We start from the raw sequence: 19,620 nt of genomic DNA on the forward strand, positions 1-19,620 counted from the left end.
CCATGAAAATACTTTACGATCATCAGATTTTTGCTTTGCAGAAATTTGGAGGAATAAGTCGTTATTTCAATGAAATAATGAAATTGGAAAATGATAATTTTAAAGTATGTAGTATTGACCCTGTGCTTTTCAGGCAAAACGAGGTGCACAATAAACAAGATTTTTTTTCTAGAGGTGAAAGGTTCGTTAAAAGAAAGTTAGGCGTTTTAAATTCTACAGAAGTTCCTGCTTTTCCCTCTGAAGCAAAAGCTGTATTTGCCAAAGAGGATTACGATATTTTTCATCCCACTTATTACGATCCATATTTTCTTGGTATGAACTCAAAACCATTTGTTTTGACTGTATATGACATGATTCACGAAATCTACAAAGAATATTTTCCGGCGTATGATATGGACTCGTCAAATAAACGCAATTTATGTGTCAAGGCAGAAAGGATAATTGCTATTTCGCACAAGACAAAAGAAGATTTAATAGATATATTTAATATACCAGAAGAGAAAATATCTGTAACTCATCTGGCATCTGATTTTGATAAGTATGAAGCTTCAACAATTGATATTGCTCATGATTTAAAGAAGTATATATTGTTTGTAGGGAATAGAGGTTTGTATAAAAACTTTTATTTCACAATGATAGCGTTGTCTGAAGTTCTAAAATCAGATTTGAATCTCCAAGTACTTTGTACTGGTCATGCATTTACTTCTGCTGAAATAAATTTTTTTAAAGATCTAGGCATTGAAAAGCAAGTGTTGAATGCATTCCTCAGAAGTGACAATGACCTAGCATGGGCATATAAGAACGCTGCTATGTTCATTTTTCCATCGTTATACGAAGGATTTGGGTTGCCGATTTTAGAGGCTTTCGCTAGCAACTGCCCTGTAGTCACCAGCAACGGAGGATCTTTACCAGAAGTGGCAGGAGATGCCGCTCTATATTTTGAACCAAAGAACCTTGTCCAAATTAGAGATGCTGTAACAACAGTGCTTTATAATAGAAGTGTTCAGAAGGATCTTATTGACAAGGGCCAAAAGCGCTACAAAGAGTTCAGTTGGGATAAGTGCCGTTCCGAAACGAGACAAATTTATAGTAGTCTATTGTAGAGGGTTTTGCCTTACTGATCTTGAGCTCCACTAAGCACCTGAGTTAAGTTGATTTACAGTTATGAACCCAGACACACGCAATTGGCCTTGGTTGCTGAAATCAGGTTTAACTCCAATAAATCATATTAGTGATGAGCGGTACCCTAAAATATCCATCATTACTCCTAGCTATAATCAGGGGCAGTACTTAGAGGAAACCATTCACTCTGTTATACTTCAGAATTACCCAAATTACGAGCTGCTCATCATCGATGCGGGTAGTACGGATACTACTCTTGATGTAATTCGAAAATACGAGCCTTGGATAACCCACTGGGTAAGCGAGCCAGACCGGGGCCAAAGCCACGCCATTCAGAAAGGCTTAGCTCTCGCCACCGGCGACATCATCAATTGGATCAACAGCGACGACTTAGTGGCGCCTGGTGCATTTCACCGGATTGCTACAGAGTTCAACCTGGAGAAGTATGATGTGATTTGCGGCAAGTGCGACTACTTCCTCGATAGCTTAGACCAGTTGGATCTTCGCGATATGCGTATGGGGCTAGGTCCCACGGTAGGTGATACGCTCGCTTGGCCCAAAATCAATCAGCCTTCCACTTTCTTTAAAGCAGCAGTTCTGAAGGAGCTCGGGATAGACGAGCGGTTTCGCTACACTATGGATGTGGATCTGTGGTATCGCTACCTCCTCAGGGCCGGCCAGAGCCGGGTACTCCTTTCAGAGGGGCTGCTCACGTATTTCCGGCTGCACGGCGCGTCCAAATCAGTAGCAGAAAGTGCAGGCTTCGAGGGCGAGGTCTGGGTGGTTTACTACAACGTGCTGTACAGCACACATCAGGCGGCGGTTTTGCTGGATTTCGCCCGTCAGGCTATTCCTGTCATCCTGCCGTTCAGCCCCACCCGCTACGAGGTCCGGGTGGCGCCCGCAGAGCTCCGCGCCTTCGTGCGCCACGTCGCCTGGCTTGGGTTGCACCACTACAACGAGCAAGGCAACTATGCCGCCGCCCGTCAGTGCCTGACTATCGCCCGTCGTCATGGCCAGCCTCTCGACGCCACTGTGCTCCGGCAGTTAGTGAAGCATTATTTGCTTCCCAAAAGCTTGGTTCGTTGGTTTGCCACCCGTTCCTCAAACCCAGCCTCATGAAGTTAGTAAGCGTTGTTATTCCGTGTTACAATTACGGATGGTTGCTACCGGAAACACTGGATTCGCTGCTTGCTCAGACGTACCCGCACTGGGAGTGCCTCATCGTTGACGACGGCTCCACGGATACGTCGAAAGCAGTAGCTGAAGAATATCAGCAGCGCGACGCCCGCTTCTGCTACGTCTACCAAGCCAATGCTGGGATGTCGGCGGCTCGTAATCACGGGCTACGCCTTGCCTGTGGGGAATACCTGCAATTCCTCGATGCAGATGACTTACTGGCGCCCCGCAAATTGGAAACCCAGGTGGCCTTTCTGGAGGCCCATCCCACGGTTGATCTGGTTTATGGTGATATGCGCTACTTTCAGCATGGCAGCCCCCAGGTATTGAGCCGCTCAGGCGATATGCTTGATCAGCGCTGGATGGCCGAAGTGCATGGGCAAGGCGAAGCCATGGTCAACGTGTTGGTTGAGAAAAGCATTATGGTGGTGAATGCGCCTTTGCTTCGGGCAACGCTAGCGAAGCGGGTAGGGCCATTTAGCGAAGACTTGCGTTCCGTCGAGGACTGGGAATTTTGGATACGCTGCGCCCTGGCCGGCGCCCGTTTTCATTATGATAATACTCCTGATGCCTGGGCAATAGTGCGCGTACACCCGACCAGCACAAGCCAAAACCTGCTCCGAATGCATACTTCGGAAGTAGCCATGCGTCGACGGCTGGCGACTACCCTGGCCGCGGCGGGCGCGCAGGTGGCCAGCCGTATCAACGCAGCCGCAATCAACGACAACCAATTTTATGTGGCCATGTACAACATGAAAAATGGCAGCATTCTAACTGGTATTAAAGGATACGTCCGGCTGGCGTATACCACTAAAAGGTACGGCTACTACCTGAAAAGTATTCCCTACTGGCTGAAGCACCGCTTGTTTGGCGCGGCTGCTCAGCCTCAATAAAGCAGGTAATTCATGGTGCGCCCAATAGGTAACAGTAATGAGTAAGCTGCTGTCAATCATTACAGTCAATTACAACGACAAGCAAGGGCTGGAGAAAACCATCAAGTCCGTGTTAGGACAGGTAGAGGCCGAATACGAGTTCCTGCTGCTTGACGGGGGGTCAACTGATGGAAGTCTGCAAGTGATAGAAGCCTATGCTCCTCAGCTTACTTACTGGGTAAGCGAAAAAGACCGAGGGGTTTATGATGCTATGAACAAAGGAATTGCCAAGGCAACAGGGCAGTATCTGATGTTCCTGAATGGTGGTGACTGCCTGAGCAGCCCAACCGTTCTGCAGGAATCAGCTGCCCTGCTCACCCAGCGTCCGGCCATTGATATTCTTTACGGAGATGTGCACGCGGTAGGGTATGCCGAAGGCAGAGTCCGTTGGCGCTACCCTTGTGAGCTAACCCTTGGGTTCTTTAAAAACTTGACCCTCAACCACCAGGCATCTTTTATAAAGGCAAGCTTGTTCAATGAAATTGGTTTGTATTCCGAAGAATATAAAATTGCTTCCGATTACTTGTTTTTTCTGCAATGCATGCTGCAAAGCAAAGTCTATGCGCATATGCCGGCGGCCATAGTGGAATACGATAGTAACGGTATGAGCGCGGCCGAAAATTATAAAAGCTATAAGCTGGAGATGCAAACTATCTGGGATGCGTTGGTTCCGGCCTGGGGGCAGCGCCTCATCGACGAGAATATACAGCTATCAACAACAGTAAACGCGCGAGTTGTGAAGCTTGCAATCGGTTTGAACGATAGTCTTCGCGCCTTATTCAGACGCAATTAGTTCACGAAGCTGCGGTAGTTGGAAGCAATTTATTTGTTTTTAAAACAGGAAAATGGTTGTGCTGCTTAATCCGTATGGGCAAAGAAGTAATATGGTGTTTCAGCATGTTCACCTTGATTCTTTTTGTGGAGAAAATAATATTATATTCTATAATGAATTATATTCAGAATATGAGTGCTGACTACATACATATTCATAATCGTAGCAGGTGGTGGGCTATGTTGAGGAAAATGAAGGTGCAGCAAACGTTGAATAAATTAAAGTTGACAACTTATATCGACTTCAATGATGAGAGTAGGAACAAAGAGTATAAAAGAAGCTTAATAGATAACACAGTTGTTTTTTGCGACGGCTGGTTGTTTAGGACCCACGAAACGGTACAGAAGTACAGAAGTGTATATCAAGATATTTTCAGGCCGCGGGTCGATGAAGCGCAAATAAAGGAGCAGTATCTACGAAAAAGTAGTTCCGAAGAAGTGATAATAGGACTGCATATTCGCCGGGGTGATTATAAAGAATTTGAAGACGGTAGGTGTTTCTACGCTGACGAGGTATATATCGATAAGCTACAACAATTGATCAATCAACTGTTTGTTAAGTTCAAGATATTAGTATTCAGCAATGATAAAGATCTAAACAAACCGCTCTATCATTCTACCTGGGGCGGTCGTGTCACTTTTTCTGAAAAAAGTGCTCTCGTAGATCATTACTTAATGTCAAAGTGCGATTATTTGATGGGACCTCCGAGCACATTTTCGATGTGCGCGAGCTACATAGGAGAGGTTCCTTTGTATCATATCCAAAGTGAAAAAGGATAAGGTAGCTCTAGCTGGTTTCAGCGTGCTATACGAGACTATGTAAATAGCAGAACTCACGTTTGCTAACCTCAGTTGCGGACAGGCCGCGTAACGAAAAATGTTAGGCTGGTGTTTCTGTCGCTGCTACGCGGCCTATATACCTTCGATTATAGAACTTGCTACAAACATATCGCCGCGTTGCGGCTAGGCAGCAACTTGAGTTTGCTACCTAACTACACCTTCCTCATACTATTGCTCAGATGGCCTCAGCATCCTCCTACCAGTTTATCAAGACAACGCTCGATTATCTGTTTAGAAAGATAGCGGAGCTATTGCCTGACTGGCAGCAGTACCAGATAGATGAGGTTATGCCTGCCGCTGCTCCATACCAGCCTACGCTGCCCGCCAATATAAGTGCTTTGCCGGCTGCGTTAGCCGCCGCTTTCAAGCAGCAAATAACGTATAAGCCGCATGCTGTGTATACCTTGGACAAGGTTAATATTTCATGGGATGGATCAGTTTTCAAAAACCTACGAGTATTTATACCAAGCTTGGTGCAGGCAAAATTTGTTCGCAGGCTGCAAGACACATTTTTACTCAGGCAGTGGCTGGGCCAGCACGTAGCTTTACCCGATTCCGAAGTTGGAATAGCCGTTGTACACGATGAATGGTCTGTTGGTAATTACTACCATTGGTTGGTCGATTCCTTGCCTCGCCTCTTAGTGCTGCGTGAAAAGTATCCCAATTACCTGTTACTGATTCCCGATTTCCTACCTCCAAAAAACACACCCGATTACATTAAAATTAGTGCGGCAATACTAGGGTTCGAAAAATATTTTCCCGTCAATACCAGGCAAATTGTAAAAGCAAAGCATGTGGTATTGCCCGAGCTTACAGCGGAATCCCTTTTTCAAAACCCAATTCTTATTCAGAGGGTACGGACCGAGCTTATTGGCGCATTAGGCTCCGGAAATACGGAGCCGAAGAAAAGAGTATATGCTTCTAGAGCTACTCAATCAGTGCGGCGAGTGATAAATGAGAACGAGGTTATAACTTTACTTGAAGGCTATGGTTTCGAAATTGTTTTGTTTGAGAATTTGAGCTTTGTGCAACAGGTGCAACTAATGCAGCAGACTGCAGTATTTATGGGTGTGCACGGTGCCGGCATGACTAATCTACTATTCCTGCCATCCAACGCTAGAATAGTGGAACTGCTGAACCAAGAAAGCGGTGATTTATGTTATTTCCGTCTGGCTTCCTGCTGCGCGCTGTCTTATTTCTGCGTGCCTTGTCAGGCAACAGATACTTCAGCTTTAAATCAATCAGATTTATTAGTTGATATAAATCAGCTTAAGCAAACCATCGAAGCAGTTATATAACATTTGCTAATTAGCCTATAGGCTGCGCGGCCACTAACAGCTTCTATACACTGGTATAGCACCTGTGCAGAAGCCGGAACAACTTTATTTATCTAGGCTTTGGTGTGTCCTCCACTACACTAACAAGAAGCCCGTCTGTCACTACTGGTTTTAAAGGTCTGCTAACGCAAGTTTGAGGTCTTTTCTTCAGTAGATGGATGCTACCGTTACAAGGTCAGAAGGCAACAAACAGGAGGTCGACGCTTGCGACAAATATAAACCCTCGTAACTTTACGCATCTTCTCTGCTTGGTAGTAAGCTAGATACCTTCGACGCTTCTATCAAACCATAATCTTCGGCTATCGAATAGCCTGCGTCTAAATTTACCTCTATGAAAGTTGCTCTTGTAACTGGAATCACTGGCCAAGATGGTGCCTATCTTGCTGATTTGCTGTTGAGCAAAGGCTATATGGTGCATGGTATCAAGCGCCGCTCTTCGTTGTTCAATACCGACCGGATCGACCACCTTTATCAGGATCCACACGAAAAAAATGTGCGCTTCAAGCTGCACTACGGCGACTTATCTGACTCGACCAACCTGATTCGCATCATTCAGGAAGTACAGCCCGACGAGATTTACAATCTTGGGGCTATGTCACACGTGAAAGTGTCGTTCGATACACCGGAGTATACAGCCAATGCCGACGGTATTGGTACGTTGCGCCTGCTCGAAGCTATTCGAATTTTGGGCCTTACCAAGAAAACGCGCATCTACCAAGCTAGTACGTCTGAGCTGTACGGACTTGTGCAGCAGGTGCCACAGAGCGAAACCACACCTTTCTATCCTCGCTCACCATATGCGGTGGCTAAGATGTATGCCTATTGGATCACTGTAAACTACCGGGAAGCCTATGGCATGTACGCTTGTAATGGTATTCTCTTCAACCATGAGTCACCTCTACGAGGCGAAACCTTTGTGACGCGTAAGATCACGCGGGGGTCGCTCGTATTTCGCTAGGCTTACAGCAAAAGATTTTCTTGGGCAACATAGATGCTAAACGGGACTGGGGGCATGCGCAAGATTACGTGGAAGCCATGTGGCGGATTTTGCAGCAGGAGACGCCAGAGGATTTTGTTATCGCTACCGGAGTAACAACTACTGTACGCGAGTTTGTGCAGCGAGCTTTTGCTGAAGTTGGTATTGAAGTAGCTTTCTCTGGTGAGGGCGTTGAAGAAAAGGGGCTTGTAGTACGTTGTGATAATCCGTCTGCGGGCCTAGAAGTAGGGCAGGTAGTATTGGAAATCGACCCGCGCTACTTCCGTCCAACTGAAGTAGAACTGCTGATTGGTGACCCAACGAAAGCTAAAACCAAGCTGGGATGGGAACCCAAGCATGACCTTACTTCACTGGTAAAAGATATGATGGCTGCTGACGTGGCTCTGTTCCAGCGCGACGAGTATCTACTCAAGGGCGGACACAAAGTGTATAACTATCACGAGTAGTTTTGCCTCTGAATTATAGGTTTTCGATTTGTACTTCATAAAAAAGACCGGCTTTAAAACCGGTCTTTTTTATGAAGTACATGTCTGTTTTGCTCGACTAACACGAATGAATACTAGCATACAGCCATTCTTCAGCGTTATAATTCCTACTTACAACCGCGCTAATTTTATTGCAGACACGTTGCGCTCTGTGCTAACTCAAACTTTTGCTGCTTTCGAAATACTAGTAGTAGATGACGGCAGCAATGATAACACGGCTGATGTAGTGAGACAATCCCCTGACCCACGTCTGCAGTATTATTTCAAAGCAAACGGTGAGCGAGGGATGGCGCGCAATTATGGATTGGCGCGGGCGCAAGGCGAGTATGTTTTGTTTCTGGATTCCGACGACTTATTGCATCCCAACCATCTTGCTACACTGCATGCGGCTATTCAAGAGCAGAACTACCCCAATTTTATTGCCACCAAATTCGATTTCAAGCGAAATGGGCAGCAGAGTGCTAGCGATCTGGCGCCAGTGCCAGCTGGCCGATATGGATTAGAGTTTTTCCTGAAGGGCAATGCCTTAGCCTGCAATATCTGTGTGCGGCGGCGTAATCCGAAACTGAAGCTCTTCGAGGAAGACCGAGCTTTCGCCGCCGTTGAAGACTGGATGTTTATGCTGGAAAATACACAGCATGATACCGTGTATTTGGTAGATACCGTAACGCTAACCATGAATGACCACGATGCTCGCTCAATGCGGGCTGATAATACCGCGCTAGTGCGTAAACTGCAACTATCACTCGAGTGGATGCTGGCTCATATTGTTCTCACGCCTCTACAGTGCCAACTCCTGAGTGGTCGAGTGTATTATCTTTGCGCCATTCATGCATATGCGGATGGGCACCGTATTGAGGCACTACGATTTGCCCGGCAGGCTTTGCCCTCCTTGTCGTGGCCCCAAAAAGCCATGTTGATAATACGTTGCGTATTGGGTCCGCAACTAATATCTCTGCTTAAACAATCCGCTTGAGATTAAAGTCTGTGTCTCAGCCCTTTTTACTAGTAATTCTTTATGCGCATTCTTTTTATTGGTTTTTGGGGAATTAGTGACCCATTAACTACTTCTACTACGATGCCTAACTTGCAAATTCTACAGGGGATTAGCACTGTGGAAACTATTGTTCTAGCCACTGTAGAGCGAGACGAGAAAGAAGATATACAGTTTACGCCTTCTTTTACAAATCACAAGATTGTATTTCGTCCGCTTATTTCCCGTACAAAACAGCCGCTGTTACTCAATAAGATTGATGATTTTGTACGGTTGCCTCGTGAGTTAGCAGCTTTAGTGCGGCAATATGATGTTGATACAATTATTGGACGGGGAGCAATGGCTGGTGCACTAGCTTACCAAACAAGTAAACGAACTGGAGTACGCTTCTTCGTAGAGTCGTTTGAGCCTCATGCCGATTATATGCTTGATTCAGGTGTTTGGAAGGCGTATGACCCAAGATATTTGTTTCAGCGTAGGTGGGAAGAAAAAGAAAAGAAACTTGCTAAGGGACTTATGCCGGTAGCTGAAAACTATAGACGCAAGCTTATAGAGGAAGGGGTGCCAGCTGATCGAATAATGACGGTGTCGTGTTTCGTTGATCTTCAGAAATTTGCTTTTGATGCGGAGCGTAGACAGCAAATGCGCCGACAATTGGACTTCCCTAATGAGGCTATTGTCGGTATTTACGTAGGCAAGTTCGGGGATATATACTACGATGCCGAGGCTTTCGACATCTTTCGAGCTGCGGCTGATCATTTTCCTGACCGTTTCCGGTTAATAATTCTAACCCCCAATCCCATTGAGCAAGTCAAAGCAAAGTTACAAGCGGTTGGCCTCAACGAAACCAATACATTCGTTACAAAAGCGCCGCACCGGGAAGTACCTGCTTACTTGGCAGCGGCTGATTTTGCTTTCGCACCAATCAAGCCTGCTGAGTGCCGCCAGTACTGCTCTCCCGTAAAAGTAGGTGAATATTGGGCTAGCGGGCTCCCGGTACTACTTACGGAAGGTGTAGGAGATGACAGCGCAATTATCAAAGAAGAAGGAGGAGGAGCAGTTTTCAACCTGGAGCGGCCGACCTCAGTAGGAGACGCTCTACAGTTAATCGAACAACAGATTGCCCTGCCTGACTACCGCACGCGCGTGCGCCAATTAGCTGAGCAGCATCGATCCATCGAGCAAGCAAAACAAGCATACACGAGATTTTTTGGAACATAAGAGGGCAAAATTACGCATCGCACAAACTGTGCTGCGTAATTTTGCCTTGAGGCACAACTAACCACTCAAGCATCAACTACACAATGGATCAGGAATTAATTGACTTCGACAAGTTGCAGGCACATATTGCAGAACTGAAAACGCAGTGGAATGACCCTGAAAAACCGTTTCACTATTTGGTATACGATGGCTTCTTCAGGCCAGAGGCCGCCGAACGGATTCTAGAAGCTTATCCTGATGTAACGACAGGTAATTGGGATGGCACAACCTATATCAATCAGAAAAATAAGTTTGCCCTGACAAAGTTCGGAGCAGAACACCCATTACTACAGCAAGCATTCAACGAGTTTAACGGAGAAAACTTTCTTCATATAGTAGAAGATATTACTGGTATATCCGAACTTTTAGGTGACGACGAGCTATTTGGGGGAGGACTACATCAGTCTGTTACAGGGGCTTTTTTGGATGTACACGTTGATTTCAACTATCATCAAACTACCAAATACCACCGGCGTATGAATGCTATTGTTTATATGAACAAGAATTGGAAGCAAGAGTATAATGGATATTTAGAGTTATGGGATATGCAAAAAAAGAAACAGCTGGAATCTATTGCACCACTATTCAATCGATGCGTGATTTTTGAAACCAATGAAGTCTCGTATCATGGTCATCCTAAACCTTTGGCAGCTCCCGGTGGTATCACTCGTAAATCATTAGCTGTCTATTATTATACAAAAGACCGGCCGGCCAATGAAATTGCAGGGAGCATAATACAGTGTATGTCAACACGGAGGGTACAGGTGGATTATTGAAAAATTTTAAATCTGGCTTGAAAGCGGCTGTTGAGAGAACAAAAAATAAAATTTAGGTAGGATATTTTATTTATTCAATAAATCCTGTGCCATAAAGTGCAGGATTTATTATTTTGTCATTTTGACTTTCTTAACAGGATTCTGTGGTGACTAATTTATGTCATATACCAGTGTGTTAATCTTAATTTGTGTGATTAATATATTTATATGATTAAAATTTGGCGCTGGTAAAGTAGTAGGTGATTATTATTTCAGGTGTGGTAAGTGCGTCAGCACAATTCTACGCAAAAAATGCAGCGAATAACTTAAGTACCAGTGCACAGCTTGTCGCTACCAGGCCGTGTTTTCGCCTGCTGCACCCGCGAGGGCGGTACCCTCACAGGTGTAGAGAGTTGCTGCTCTAGTGGGGGGTGTTGCAACGGGCCATCTTGTGCTTAATGGACGCCTCGCGTTCCATTGTTATCGAGTTGACAAAAAAGCGCAGCACACGCTGTAGCTATGGCCCAAGCCGTGTCGGCCACGCGTACTCGAACTAGATGAAATGTAGACTTATGCTGGGCGCAAAAAAACGCAAATCTGGCTCTAGAAGGCTGTGAAGCGCCACACAAGGCTGGAGGCTATGCTCGCGTGGGACCGCCACCTTGCGCCAGTTGTGGCAGGCCTTGCCAAATGAGTACCGTACGGGCACGTGGTATTTTACGGACGAATGGGAAGCATATGGCCAGGTTTTGGCGCAGCCTGCGCATCGGCCCAGCCCTAAAGAGGCGGCAAGAACAGCATCGTAGAGAGCGCCAACCAACTGTGCATTAAGCCAAAAGACGCCGTACTGGTGCGTAAAACCTGCTCTTTCAGTCTGTGTTTAGCTATACCATGTGTGCATCCAACTGATCATCGAAAAGCATAATCACCGACTAAATTCAACCTAAAGTACTTCGTAATTTACCACCGTCTAAAATTTATTGTAGTGTCAGGCTTTAAAAGAAAGGTCGCCATTCTCCAATCTAACTACATTCCTTGGCGAGGCTATTTCGATCTTATTGCGAGTGTAGACGAATTTATTGTCTATGACGATATGCAGTACACTAAAAACGACTGGCGTAATCGCAACCGCATTCGCACAGCACACGGCACCCAGTGGCTAAGTATACCTGTGCGTCGCAATACACTACACCAAAGTATTCGCGATACGCATGTAATGGACTTGCGCTGGGCACCTCGCCACTGGCGCACGCTCAGCCAAGCATATACTCGAGCCAGTTGTTTTCAGTTTGGTCGTGACGTACTAGCGGACTTGTATGTTCAAGCAGCTTCGCTAAACTATCTAAGTGAAATCAACCTTTTGTTTTTGAGATCTATCTGCGCCGCTCTAGGATTTAGCACTCGCATCAGTTGCTCCAGCGATTATACATATGATTTGTTGGCAGACCGTACCACCCGGCTAGTACAATTGCTGCAGGCTGTAAACGGAAACTACTACCTGTCAGGTCCGGCGGCACAAGTCTACTTAAACCAGCAGCAGATGACTACAGCGGGGATTGAAGTTCAGTGGATGGACTATAGCGGCTACAAACCCTATCAACAGGTGCACGGAGAACCTTTTGAATCAGCAGTTTCTATTGTGGATTTGCTTTTTAATATGGGCCCGGCTGCTACTTGTTACCTGAGTACAAGCAACTCGTCAAGGGCTGAAATATGATTACAGCAACGCCTAGTGCAGTAAAGTACTCGGTAGTTGTGCCTGTTTTCCAAGGACAAGATACCTTACGCCCGTTAGCAGAGAAGTTGCAGGAATTCTTTGTCAAGGCCGGCTATTCTTATGAACTGATTTTTGTGCACGATGGTGGTCAAGCGGCAGCTTGGGATGTAGTTCTGCAGTTGCGGCAAGAGTTTGGCCCCGCCTGCGTGAAGGCCATTCGGCTGTCGCGCAACTTCGGACAGCACAACGCCCTACTTTGCGGCTTCGGGCACGCAAGCGGGCAATTTATTGTCACACTCGACGAGGATTTGCAGCATTCTCCGTCTGATATACATCTTCTTGTTCAGCGCCAAGTCGCCGGAAATTTTGATGTAGTATATGGTTGCTATGAGTCTCGGCAGCACGCAAGCTGGCGCAATCTGACTTCAGGACTGCTACGGCGTATGCTGCGTTTGGGCATCCCGGAGTTGCACGCTAATTATTCTGCATTTCGTCTTTTGAAAACTAGTGTTGCGCGTCATTGCCTGACTATGCGCAACTCGTATACCTTCCTCGATGGCTATCTTACCTGGGTAACAAGCAATGTTGGCAGCATTCAGGTCACTCACCAGCCGCGAACTATCGGCCGCAGTAGTTATACACTAGGTCGGCTAATACGGCACTCCATTAACATATTTGTTACATTCTCCGACTTGCCGGTGCGGATGCTTAGCTATGCGTCTCTCGTAGTATTCATCCTCACTACTTTATATTCGGGCTATATTCTGTTGCGCAAGCTGTTCTTCAACGACTTACTGCCTGGCTTTGCATCCCTCATCATTGCTATTGGCTTTGGGGTTGGATTACTGCTGCTAGGTATGGGAATACTAGGGGAATATATCCACCGCATCAACCTCAAAACCACCCGTCGCCCCGACTTTATAGAGGCAGAAACGTTGGAGTAACTGCCCGATTTCTAGGTAATATCTACTACGGTATTAGAAGCTGCTTTATTTGCTGTTAATTGACAATCAGCAGAAACAAACCTGATACATGAAACGAACTGCTATTATTGGAGCAGGGGCACTAGGGCAACAACTGGCGCAACATCTGCGGCAAACGGTAGGGTGGCAAGTAGCAGGGTTCTTCGACGATTGGTATGCCACCAGTACCGGGCCTGAACCTGTATTCGGTAAAGTAGCTGACGTAGCGGCAGCATATGCTGCTGGCCGCTTCGACAATTTATTGATTGGTATTGGGTATCACCATATGGCCCGCCGACAAGAGCTATTTGAAGACCTGCTAGCAGCGGGCCTACCGTTTGCGCAATTTGTGCACCCTGCTGCTTACGTTGATGTAAGCGCGGTATTAGCGCCAGGGGTATTTGTTTCGCCCGGCTGTATACTCGACTTGAATGTACGGCTGGAAGCCAATGTGCTGCTGTACACAGGGTGCATTGTGGCGCATGATAGCGCGATAGGCTCACATACAATCATGGGCCCCGGTGTCCGGTTGGCGGGTCGGGTCAGGATAGGGGAGCGGTGCTTCTTGGGAGTTGGCACTACCATCATCGATTCCCGCACGGTGGTGGCTGATGTACGCACTGGAGGCGGCGCGGTGCTCATTCACGACGCTGATGCTTCAGGCACTTATGTAGGAGTTCCTGCACGTCGGCTACCAGCGCACTCGATTGCGCCAGAGTCCGATTCGCTGGAATCCTGCTAATTTTGCTGCCCCTTTTGTCGGTAGCCGACTTTAGCTTTATGCTTATTCCGTTCAACAAGCCTTTTTTTGTCGGTACCGAAACTCGCTACATAGAAGAAGCAGTACGCTCCGGCAAACTGTCAGGCGATGGTATGTTTACTCGGCGCTGCGAAGAATGGCTACAAGCCAGGTTAGGAACACCTCGCGTACTGCTCACCACCTCAGGCACCGATGCCTTAGAACTAGCCGCCTTGCTACTTGATCTAGAGCCCGGCGACGAGGTATTATTGCCAAGTTTTACTTTCTCTTCCACTGCCACCGCCTTTGTCCTGCGGGGGCACGGCTAGTGTTCGTGGATAGTACTGCTACTAGTCCGGCCTTTGATACTAGCCAACTGGAAAAACTAGTTACGCCTCGCACCCGCGCTATAGTACCTGTACACTACGCCGGGGTGGCCTGCGACATGGCTGCAGTACAAGCCATAGCGGAGCGTTACCAATTGGCTGTGGTAGAAGATGCAGCGCAGGCCTTGGGTGGTAACTTTTGTGGTCAGCCGCTCGGCACGCTTGGCACGCTCGGCGCGTTTTCCTTCCACGAAACCAAGAATGTAACAGCTGGTGGCGAAGGTGGTATGCTAGCTATAAATGATGCGAACTTGATAAAACGGGCCGAAGTACTGCGTGAGAAAGGCACTAACAGGGCGGCATTCTTTCGAGGGGAAGTAGCGAAATACAGTTGGGTGGATATTGGTTCATCGTTTTTACCCGCAGAAATAAATGCTGCTTTTCTGTGGGCACAACTAGAGCAGCTAACATTTATTCAGGAGCGCCGACAAACTGTCTGGATACGCTATTTCGAAGAACTACAGCCATTGGGGCCTCTCGGAGTAGGCCTGCCTAAGATTCCTGCTTATTCCTCTCAGAACGGCCATTTATTTTACTTGGTCTGCCGTTCTCTGGCCGAGCGCATAAATTTAATCGCCTATTTAAAAGAGCGACACATCACGGCCATATTTCATTATCAACCTTTACACAGTAGCCCTTACTATGCTGCACGCCAAGACGGCCGGGAGTTGCCTTGGGCCACGTACTACGCCGATTGCCTAGTTCGGCTACCTTTGTATACCGAGTTGGAAGAAAGCCAGCAGCAGCGGATCATTCAAGCTGTTTTAAGCTTCTATCAGGTAGTATAAGTTTTTGATTGCCCTTCTGCCGCGTATGCGTATTCTTTTCATCGTTCCCTACCCACCTGGTAAGGCTCCTTCGCAGCGGTTTCGATTCGAGCAGTATCTGGATTTTCTCACGCAAGCTGGCTACTCTTATCGTTTGGCCCCTTTCCTTTCTGACGCCACTTGGGCTATTTTGTACAAGCCAGGCCATACCCTAGCCAAAGTGTTGGGTATTCTTCTAGGGTTTATACGGCGGGTAGGTTTGCTTTTCAGCGTACCTACTTACGACTACGTGTTTATTCATAGAGAGGCAGCACCCATTGGTCCTCCGGTGCTGGAATGGCTTATAGCGAAGGTCTTGCGAAAGAAAATCATCTATGATTTTGATGATGCTATCTGGATGAAAGACCCGGCTGGCGAGCAGACCTTTATCAGTCAACTCAAATGGCAGCAAAAGGTGGCGCAGATTTGTCGATGGGCATATAAAGTGAGTTGTGGTAACGCTTATCTGCAAGCGTACGCTCGGCAATTCAACTCTCGCGCCATTATCAATCCTACTACGTTGGATACTGAGCACCTGCACAACCGCATGCGAGACCAGCGTCAATCAACTCGCCCCATCATCGGATGGACTGGTACGCACACCACCTTGCGCCACCTGGACTTGGTTTGGCCTGTACTAGAACGTCTAGAACAAGAAAAATACAGCTTTGAATTTCGTGTCATCTCCAATCAGCCGCCTGATTATTCAGGTTTGCAGAATCTCACTTACACGCCTTGGCGTAAAGACACTGAAATAGAGGACTTGAGCCAGTTTCATATAGGCTTGATGCCATTGGTAGATGATCCTTGGGCGCGAGGCAAATGTGCTTTCAAGGCTTTGCAGTACATGTCATTGGGCATGCCTGCCTTGGTGTCGCCCGTGGGCATGAACACCGAAGTGGTACAGGATACCTACAACGGGTTTGTGTGCAGTACTACCGAGCAGTGGTACACGGCATTGCGTCAACTGCTGGCCGACCAAGACTTGCGCGCTGCCCAAGGTGCTGCCGCTCGTACTACCATTGTAGAGCGCTATTCAGTGGTATCAAATAAGAATAATTTTCTAGCCCTTTTCAGCTAATCTACGCCACCGATTATGCAACAGCTGACAACTCGAAATGGGCAAGGCAAAGGGCGCTTCGTAATATCCCTTGACTTTGAAATAAACTGGGGAGTGCGTGACCAGCAGACGCTAGATCAATATGGTCGTAACCTACTAGGTGTTCGACAAGCTATTCCAGCTATGTTAGCGTTGTTCGAAAAGTTTGAATTACGAGTAACCTGGGCTACCGTAGGGCTGCTGTTTTTCAAGAGTAAGCGTGAAATGCTAGCTCATTTGCCTGACGTGCAGCCTCAGTACACGGATACTAAACTTTCACCTTATTTAGCCTTGGATCAAGTAGGTGAAGATGAAGCTGCTGACCCTTATCATTTTGGCTATTCTCTAATCGAACAAATACGGCGCACACCCGGCCAAGAAATAGCTACGCATACGTTTTGTCATTACTACTGCCTAGAACGAGGGCAGACTGCTGAAACCTTTCGCGCCGACCTTACTGCGGCCGTGCAAGTGGCACAAGAGCAAGGAATAACTCTACATAGCCTTGTCTTTCCCCGCAACCAATATAATGCTCAATACTTGGCTATTTGTCAAGAACTTGGCATTACAAGTTATCGGGGAAATGAGAATTCTTGGATTTATAAAGAGCGAAGTGAGGAGCAGCAAAGCCTTTACAAACGCGGAGCACGCCTACTAGATGCGTATTTAGACCTCTCCGGGCCAAATTGCTATACGCTAGAGAATATTGCCCAGCAATTTCCTTACAACATTCCAGCAAGTAGATTCTTGCGGCCCTGGTCTGGGCGACTGCAAGCGCTCGAAACACTACGTCTGCGCCGCATCCTGCATGGTATGGAACACGCCGCCAAAACTGGGCAGGTATTTCATCTCTGGTGGCATCCGCACAATTTTGGGGTAAATATTCCGCAAAACATGGCTGTATTACAACGCATTGCTGAACATTACCATCAGTTGCGCGCGCACTATGGCATGGAAAGCCAATCCATGGGCGACTTAGCTATCGAACTTCAACGTCGTTCACCAGTTACTGCTATCTAATGGGCAATAATAATCCAGCGAAGAGAATAGTTATTCTAGCAGGTCCAGGCGAATCCACGGATATTCTTTTTCACGCACTTGATGCCGAATTTGGAGTTCATCGGATCATAGTGGAAACCCCTGTGAGCCAAAAACAACTATTAAAGCGGCGTGCTGAAAAGCTAGGATATGCCACAGTGGCTGGACAAATACTATTTAAATTATTAGTAGCAGTTCCACTGACTCGTTCATCGCAAAGTAGGTTGCAGGCCATTAGGCAGCAAGAGAAGCTTGATAATCAGCCCTTGCCACAGGACCGCGTCATTCATGTGCCGTCCATAAATTCACAGGAGTGTATTACCCAATTGCAGGAATTGCAACCTGACATTATCGTAGTAAATGGTACCCGTATTATAGCCAAAAAAGTATTGACTAGCGTACCCTGCAAGTTCATCAATACCCATGCTGGCATAACACCACTCTACCGGGGCGTACATGGTGGCTACTGGGCCTTAGCCAATAGTGATCCGCAGCATTGTGGCGTATCAGTGCACTTAGTTGATCCAGGAATCGACACGGGCGCTATTATCGCGCAGACTCTGATTCATCCAACAGCAGAAGACAACTTTGTGACCTATCCTATGCTACAATTAGCGGCTGGATTACCATTACTCAAAAATGCTGTACGAGACGAACTGTCTGGAAATCTTGCATTAAAGCCTGCTCCAGAAGGCCAATCCAGACTGTGGTCTCACCCCACGCTCAATGAGTACTTGCGAAACCGTAAGCGCAACGGAGTGCGCTAATTGCGGCCAACAAGATGCTTTTATATAGGCTTATGCTGTCACTCGATTTTTTTGCTGTTTGGGGCTTCGTGCAGCTTGGGCCTTAAACCTCATAATATATAGAGCAGATAAAAAGAAAGGCATTAATGGAATCTTATAACGAACCAACGTGCCAAAATTGCCACTAGTTGTCCCTACCCCAATAGCCATTATAATAGAAAAAATAAGGCAGAACGTAAGAATAGGTTCTGCAGCAATTAAGATAAAGCCCTTAGATAATCCTGTCCTATAGAATAAACTTAAGGTGAGATAAAGAAACACTGCAGCTTCAATAGCTGACAATAACATTACTGGATTGCGTGCCTCAAATAGAAAGGGACGAAAAAGGGAAATAAACACTGCCTTCGGTGCTACTTGTATAATAGAGCCGAGTGATCCGTCTAGTTGTCCAATATTATATGCTGAGCCACTAGCAACATATTGACTTAAGTACTCTTGTGTTATTTTGCTGCGCTCACCAATTTTTTCTACGTCAAATCTTTCATCACCAGCAGTTAAGTTTGTTGCCCCATAATAGGCTGCTCCTGCACCAGCTAGAATGAGGAAAGGCTTGAGGAAAAGACGAAGAGAGGCTGATTTGATCCTAGTGCTATTTTCATTAAAGATCCAGAATAGTGCTGGCGGCATAAAAGATAATAGAATATATATTTTAGCGGAAACCAGGATGTATATCCCAATGCATCCTAAAATTCCTGCTTGTGTAATATTACGTTTCGCGATGAATACATGGTAGAAACCATAGAACGTCCAGCCTAATGCACCTATACATAGAGAATCTTTCATTAAACCTGAGCCCCAAAAAAATACAGAGGGTAAAAAAAATATAGCTATTGCAAACTGTTTATAGGCTACTGGATAAATTCGAATGAACGTGATATACATTGCCCACATTCCACAAAAGCTGATGAAAGCAAAAGATAATGCTATGACAGTATATGTATTAAAGCAAAGAAATGCTAAAGGTACTGCCATCCGCACAACGAATAATTCTGTAGAATGAGGCTGCCACCAAAACATTTGAGAGGTGTATCGTGTGAGCTCAGGAACGGGTTGCCCATTTGCCAAGTATAATTTTAGCCCTAAGCTAAAATCTTGTCCGAAAGCTTCATAAAAAATTTTAATATGATGATGATAGTTAAAAGTGTCTCCACCTCCATAATAGAACTGATAAATCAGTCCTAAAGCAATAGCTCCTATAAACTTCAAGGATAATGCTAGAATAAAATACTTTCGAGTGTATGAATTCGTATAATTTCGACGAGCAGCGAAAGCTATGCCATAAAATAAGGCTAGATAAAGCGGTGCCAAGAAGAGATCCTTCAAATCCATTTTGTG

General features: G+C 46.3%; 16 protein-coding genes and 2 pseudogenes. 17 read left to right on the forward strand and 1 reads right to left on the reverse strand.

What is annotated here, in order from left to right; translation table 11 throughout:
* Positions 1 to 2: 2 nt before the first annotated feature.
* From MUN86_RS04785 to MUN86_RS04865, 17 genes and pseudogenes are all read left to right on the forward strand, one after another.
* The gene (locus MUN86_RS04785) at positions 3 to 1,103 is read left to right on the forward strand and encodes a glycosyltransferase family 4 protein (protein WP_245122395.1); all 1,101 of its coding nucleotides are present in this window, start codon (positions 3 to 5) and stop codon (positions 1,101 to 1,103) included.
* A gap of 61 nt (positions 1,104 to 1,164) precedes the next feature.
* The gene (locus tag MUN86_RS04790; protein WP_245122398.1) at positions 1,165 to 2,244 is read left to right on the forward strand and encodes a glycosyltransferase family 2 protein; all 1,080 of its coding nucleotides are present in this window, start codon (positions 1,165 to 1,167) and stop codon (positions 2,242 to 2,244) included.
* Positions 2,241 to 3,194: a glycosyltransferase family 2 protein gene (locus MUN86_RS04795; protein WP_245122401.1), complete on the forward strand. Its 954-nt coding sequence runs from the start codon at positions 2,241 to 2,243 to the stop codon at positions 3,192 to 3,194. Before MUN86_RS04790 ends, MUN86_RS04795 begins: the two co-directional genes overlap by 4 nt.
* A gap of 37 nt (positions 3,195 to 3,231) precedes the next feature.
* On the forward strand, positions 3,232 to 4,026 hold the full coding sequence (locus MUN86_RS04800) for a glycosyltransferase family 2 protein (protein ID WP_245122404.1): 795 nt from the start codon (positions 3,232 to 3,234) through the stop codon (positions 4,024 to 4,026).
* A gap of 74 nt (positions 4,027 to 4,100) precedes the next feature.
* Complete coding sequence (locus MUN86_RS04805) at positions 4,101 to 4,844, forward strand: alpha-1,2-fucosyltransferase (RefSeq protein WP_245122407.1); 744 nt, start codon at positions 4,101 to 4,103, stop codon at positions 4,842 to 4,844.
* A gap of 239 nt (positions 4,845 to 5,083) precedes the next feature.
* The gene (locus MUN86_RS04810) at positions 5,084 to 6,202 is read left to right on the forward strand and encodes a glycosyltransferase family 61 protein (RefSeq protein WP_245122410.1); all 1,119 of its coding nucleotides are present in this window, start codon (positions 5,084 to 5,086) and stop codon (positions 6,200 to 6,202) included.
* Positions 6,203 to 6,572: 370 nt separating this feature from the next.
* A pseudogene (gmd, locus tag MUN86_RS04815) lies at positions 6,573 to 7,684 on the forward strand (GDP-mannose 4,6-dehydratase).
* Positions 7,685 to 7,790: 106 nt separating this feature from the next.
* Positions 7,791 to 8,699 (forward strand): glycosyltransferase family 2 protein, encoded by a 909-nt coding sequence (locus MUN86_RS04820; protein WP_280640599.1) that lies wholly within the window; start codon positions 7,791 to 7,793, stop codon positions 8,697 to 8,699.
* A 42-nt stretch (positions 8,700 to 8,741) separates the two neighbouring features.
* Positions 8,742 to 9,938 carry a glycosyltransferase gene (locus MUN86_RS04825; RefSeq protein WP_245122415.1) on the forward strand — a complete coding sequence of 399 codons (1,197 nt, stop codon included), beginning with the start codon at positions 8,742 to 8,744 and terminating at the stop codon, positions 9,936 to 9,938.
* An 83-nt stretch (positions 9,939 to 10,021) separates the two neighbouring features.
* The gene (locus tag MUN86_RS04830) at positions 10,022 to 10,753 is read left to right on the forward strand and encodes a 2OG-Fe(II) oxygenase (protein WP_245122418.1); all 732 of its coding nucleotides are present in this window, start codon (positions 10,022 to 10,024) and stop codon (positions 10,751 to 10,753) included.
* 964 nt (positions 10,754 to 11,717) lie between these two features.
* Positions 11,718 to 12,449 (forward strand): WbqC family protein, encoded by a 732-nt coding sequence (locus MUN86_RS04835; protein ID WP_245122420.1) that lies wholly within the window; start codon positions 11,718 to 11,720, stop codon positions 12,447 to 12,449.
* 38 nt (positions 12,450 to 12,487) lie between these two features.
* Positions 12,488 to 13,393 (forward strand): glycosyltransferase family 2 protein, encoded by a 906-nt coding sequence (locus MUN86_RS04840; protein WP_245122423.1) that lies wholly within the window; start codon positions 12,488 to 12,490, stop codon positions 13,391 to 13,393.
* An 88-nt stretch (positions 13,394 to 13,481) separates the two neighbouring features.
* A complete protein-coding gene (locus tag MUN86_RS04845) occupies positions 13,482 to 14,153 on the forward strand; it encodes an acetyltransferase (RefSeq protein WP_245122426.1) in 672 nt (223 codons plus the stop codon).
* 131 nt (positions 14,154 to 14,284) lie between these two features.
* A pseudogene (rffA, locus tag MUN86_RS04850) lies at positions 14,285 to 15,324 on the forward strand (dTDP-4-amino-4,6-dideoxygalactose transaminase).
* Positions 15,325 to 15,349: 25 nt separating this feature from the next.
* A complete protein-coding gene (locus tag MUN86_RS04855; protein ID WP_245122429.1) occupies positions 15,350 to 16,423 on the forward strand; it encodes a glycosyltransferase family 4 protein in 1,074 nt (357 codons plus the stop codon).
* 15 nt (positions 16,424 to 16,438) lie between these two features.
* On the forward strand, positions 16,439 to 17,461 hold the full coding sequence (locus MUN86_RS04860) for a polysaccharide deacetylase family protein (protein WP_245122432.1): 1,023 nt from the start codon (positions 16,439 to 16,441) through the stop codon (positions 17,459 to 17,461).
* Entirely contained in the window at positions 17,461 to 18,246 is a 786-nt protein-coding gene (locus MUN86_RS04865) for a formyl transferase (RefSeq protein WP_245122435.1), read from the forward strand. The genes MUN86_RS04860 and MUN86_RS04865 overlap by 1 nt, the downstream gene beginning before the upstream one ends.
* 30 nt (positions 18,247 to 18,276) lie before the next feature.
* Here the strand turns inward: MUN86_RS04865 and MUN86_RS04870 are convergent, their stop codons facing one another.
* Entirely contained in the window at positions 18,277 to 19,614 is a 1,338-nt protein-coding gene (locus MUN86_RS04870; RefSeq protein ID WP_245122437.1) for a hypothetical protein, read from the reverse strand.
* Between the last annotated feature and the right edge of the window lie 6 nt (positions 19,615 to 19,620).

The sequence above is a fragment of the Hymenobacter volaticus genome, from assembly GCF_022921055.1.
Classification (GTDB): domain Bacteria; phylum Bacteroidota; class Bacteroidia; order Cytophagales; family Hymenobacteraceae; genus Hymenobacter; species Hymenobacter volaticus.